This window comes from Streptomyces albidochromogenes, from assembly GCF_005981925.1.
Taxonomy (GTDB): domain Bacteria; phylum Actinomycetota; class Actinomycetes; order Streptomycetales; family Streptomycetaceae; genus Streptomyces; species Streptomyces albidochromogenes.
The window spans coordinates 1-3395 of record NZ_VBVX01000477.1 but is presented as its reverse complement, the minus strand read 5'-3'; the positions used below and the strand labels follow the sequence as shown (position 1 = coordinate 3395).

Here is a 3395-nt window from a genome sequence, read left to right as displayed (position 1 = left end):
GGGTGAGGGCGGCGGCGGGGTGCGCCAGGGGCTGTACGGGGACGAGCGCCCCGGTGGGCTGTGCGTCGGCGGGCGGCGGGCCTCCCGCCGCACGTTCCGCCTCGCGCCTGGGCGCCAGACGCCGGGTCACCCCGCTGGGGTCCTCGGCGGGCGCACCGGCATTGCGCCGGGTCACGAGCCGCCGGGTCAGACCGCCGCCGACATCCGCCGCGCCGGTGGGACCCGCCGGGATCTCCCCCGGCCGTCCGGGTACCTGACCGGGGACGAGGGAGGCGGCCGCCGCCGGGCCGCATTCGGACCGGTCCTCCGTGGCCGGCCGGGCGGGGGCCTGGCCCGCCGTCGCCGTCCCGTCGCCGTTCACCGGCGGCGCGACGCGCGCGGGCCCGGCCGCCCGCGCCGCCTGGTCCGCCAGGGCCGACACCAGCGGGTCGGGAAGCCAGCCGGGGCGGGCCAGCGCCGCCGCGCCCTCCAGGGCCAGTTCGGCCGCCAGGGCGCCGGGGGACGGGCGGTCCGCCGGTGACTTGGCCAGACAGCGGGCGATCAGGGAACGCAACTGATGCGGAACGGCAGCGAGTTCGGGCTCCGCGTGCGCGATGCGGTCGGCCGCCGCGTCGTGCGGGCCCGCCGCCCACGGGGTCGCACCGGTCGCGGCGTACGCCAGGAGCAGGCCGAGGACGAACAGGTCCGACGCGGGGCCGGGCTCCTGACCCGCCAGTTGCTCGGGGGTGAGGTAGCCGAGGCGTACGGACAACTGCCCACCGGGGCCCGCCTCGGCGGCCGCCGCCGCGCCCAGCGCGCCGAACGCCGTCAGGCGCGGCCCGTCGGCGGCCAGCAGCACGGTGTCGGCGGCGAGGCCGTGCAGTACGGCGCCGGTGGCGTGCACCCGGGACAGGGTCTCGGCGAGCGCGGCGCCCAGGATGCGCACGGTGCGCTCGGGCAGCGGCCCGGCCAGCGCGACCGCCTCGGCGAGCGTCAGCGCCGGCACGTACGCGGTCGCCGTCCACAGGCCGGGTCCGTCGGCGCTCCCGGGGCCCTCGGCGCCTGCCGGGGCGTCGGTGCGCGACGCGAGCGGGGTCTGCACCCAGCCACCGGCCAGGCGTTCGGCCGTCTGCGCCTCGGCCTGGAAGCGGCGGCGGAACGCCGGCAGACCGGCCAGCTTCGGCCGGGCCACCGCGACCACGGCCACCGCACCGTCCGAACCGTGCGCCAGGTACTGCACGGCGCTCGCCGTCTCGCGCAGGCGTGACAGCGGGACGTACGGCCCGATGCGGCGTGGATCGTCCTGACGCAGCGCCTCCAAGGCGCACCCCCTGTGGTCACCGTGGTCGCCGTGCCGTGGCCGCTCCTGCGGTCACAGCGGCCACGTCCGGCACAACCGCCGATCTTATGGGGTGCTGTCCGGTTTCGACCAGGGCCACCTGGGCCGTTGACGCTCGCGCCCGCCCGGCGCGTACTCGTACTTCCAGCCGCGCTGGAGCCCGAGCCGCTTGCTGTACCCGGCGGGGACGCGCAGGTACGCGTGGACGGTCGGCGGGCCGCCGTCGTCGTCCGGCACGGGCACCTCGTACCACTTCGGCGGGTGTCCGGTCGGCCCGACGAGGACCGGCAGCACCCGCCCGTCCAGGGGGCCGCCCACGAAGGGCGTGTTCTCGCTTCTCACCCGGCCAGTCTCGCAGGGCGGGCGGTCACAGCAGGTGCGCCGCCTCCGCGATCACCGGGATCACCCGCCGCGCCAGTACCCCCGCCGGGCCGTCCGCCGTCTCCGTCGCCAGCGCCGCCCGGGTCAGGGCCGCCGTCTGCGGGTCGGTCGCCGCGGTGGCGGTCAGCAGCGCGACGAAGTGGTCGACCAGCCAGTCCCGCAGCTCGCCGGCCGGTGGCTGCTTGCCCTCGTCCAGCCAGATCAGGGAGGCCGCCTCGACGGTCGTGATCCAGGTGCGCACCATCATCCGCAGCCGGGGCCCGGCCGTGCCGGCGACCCCGAGGTGGGTGAGGACCTGCTCGGCCGCGGCCCTCCGCACCCCGTCGACGGTCGCGGTCGTCCGGGAGGTCTCGGCGACGCTGCCGCCCTGGAGCAGGGCGCTGAACCCGGCGTCGTGCTCGTCGACGAACGCGAGGTAGCGGTCGAGGGCGCGGCTGAGCCGCCGGGTGAGCGGACCGGTCTGCGGTTCGGCGAAGCACAGCTTCAGCTCGTCGGCGGCGGAGCCGAGCGCGGCCTCGTACAACTGCTGCTTGCCGCCCGGGAAGTAGCGGTACACGAGCGGCCGCGACACCCCGGCCGCCTCCGCCACGTCGTCGAGCGAGACGTCCTCGGGGGCCCGGTGCGCGAAGAGGGACAGGGCGGCGCCGAGGAGTTGGGTACGACGCTCCTCGACGCTGAGCCTGCGGTACGCGGGGGTGGTCGCTGCCGGGGTCATGTCGGCAGGGTAACCCCGCGTTTGACCGTTTACGCGAGGAGTCCCGAGCTCTTCCACAGCCTGCGGCCGACGCCCTGGAGCACACCGATGTCGTCGAAGAAGTCGGTGAGCCGCCTGGCGCCGTTCTGCATGACCTCTGTGCGGTGGCCGCTCGCCTTGACCTGGGCGACGGCCTCGCGGCGGTCGAGGCCGACGTTCTCGTACACCTGCGGGTTGACGAAGCACGTCGAGAAGACGCGGGCCGCCTCGCCGCAGCTGACCCGGGTCAGCTCGCGCTCCCAGGCGGGCGCGGTCACCATCTGGCGGCGCAGTTCCTCGCGGGCGTACCGGACATGGCGGGCCTCCTCGACCACGTGGATGCGGGTCACGCCGCGCACCAGGGTCTGGACGCGCTCGTCGGGGAAGGTCAGCCGCTGCATCCAGTCGAGGATCTCCTCGCCGAGCAGCGTCGCCGCGAACGAACCGGGCGTCGTCGAGACGGTCTTCAGGACGCGCGCGAGGTTGTGGTAGAGCCGGGGCACCGGGTACGCGGGGGCGCCGCCCTTCTGGATCATCTTGGCGAACATCATCGAGTGCCGGCACTCGTCGGCGATCTCGGTGAGCGCGTACCGCACGTGGTTGCTGGTCACGGACTTGTCGTAGATGTGCCGGACCAGCAGCTGCATCAGGATGATCTCGAACCAGATGCCGAGGGACGCGAGCGAGGCCGCCTCGTGCCGGGCGAGGTCCATGCGCTGCTCCTCGGACATCTTCCGCCAGAGCGGGGTGTCGTAGAGCGATACGAGCTCCGGCGGCCAGAACCACTTGCCCTCCTCGACCGGCGCGGCCCAGTCGAGTTCCGCCTCAGGGTCGAAGGAGTGCTTGGCGGACGACTCCAGCAGGCGCTCGGCCACCTGCTCACGGTCCTTGAGGACGCCGAGTGCGTCCCTGAGCGCGTCGCGTTCGGTCACTGTCGTCATGGCGGGGGGCACCTCACGGGTG

General features: G+C 75.1%; 4 protein-coding genes. All 4 read right to left on the bottom strand.

From position 1 onward, the window contains the following. The coding region (locus tag E2E34_RS32710; RefSeq protein WP_439333702.1) for a protein kinase domain-containing protein at positions 1-1300 on the bottom strand (1300 nt) is incomplete at its 3' end. An 84-nt stretch (positions 1301-1384) separates the two neighbouring features. Next, the gene (locus E2E34_RS32705) at positions 1385-1660 is read right to left on the bottom strand and encodes a DUF8847 domain-containing protein (RefSeq protein ID WP_138905464.1); all 276 of its coding nucleotides are present in this window, start codon (positions 1658-1660) and stop codon (positions 1385-1387) included. Positions 1661-1685: 25 nt separating this feature from the next. Beyond that, positions 1686-2414, bottom strand: a complete 729-nt coding sequence (locus tag E2E34_RS32700) for a TetR/AcrR family transcriptional regulator (protein WP_138905463.1) — start codon at positions 2412-2414, stop codon at positions 1686-1688. Between the two features lie 29 nt (positions 2415-2443). Continuing rightward, positions 2444-3373 carry an AurF N-oxygenase family protein gene (locus E2E34_RS32695; protein WP_138905462.1) on the bottom strand — a complete coding sequence of 310 codons (930 nt, stop codon included), beginning with the start codon at positions 3371-3373 and terminating at the stop codon, positions 2444-2446. Positions 3374-3395 lie beyond the last annotated feature (22 nt).

Excerpts from the sequence above, each read along its gene's own strand:
- E2E34_RS32700 (WP_138905463.1), bottom strand. The coding sequence starts at position 2,414 with ATGACCCCGGCAGCGACCACCCCCGCGTACCGCAGGCTCAGCGTCGAG.
- E2E34_RS32695 (WP_138905462.1), bottom strand. The coding sequence starts at position 3,373 with ATGACGACAGTGACCGAACGCGACGCGCTCAGGGACGCACTCGGCGTC.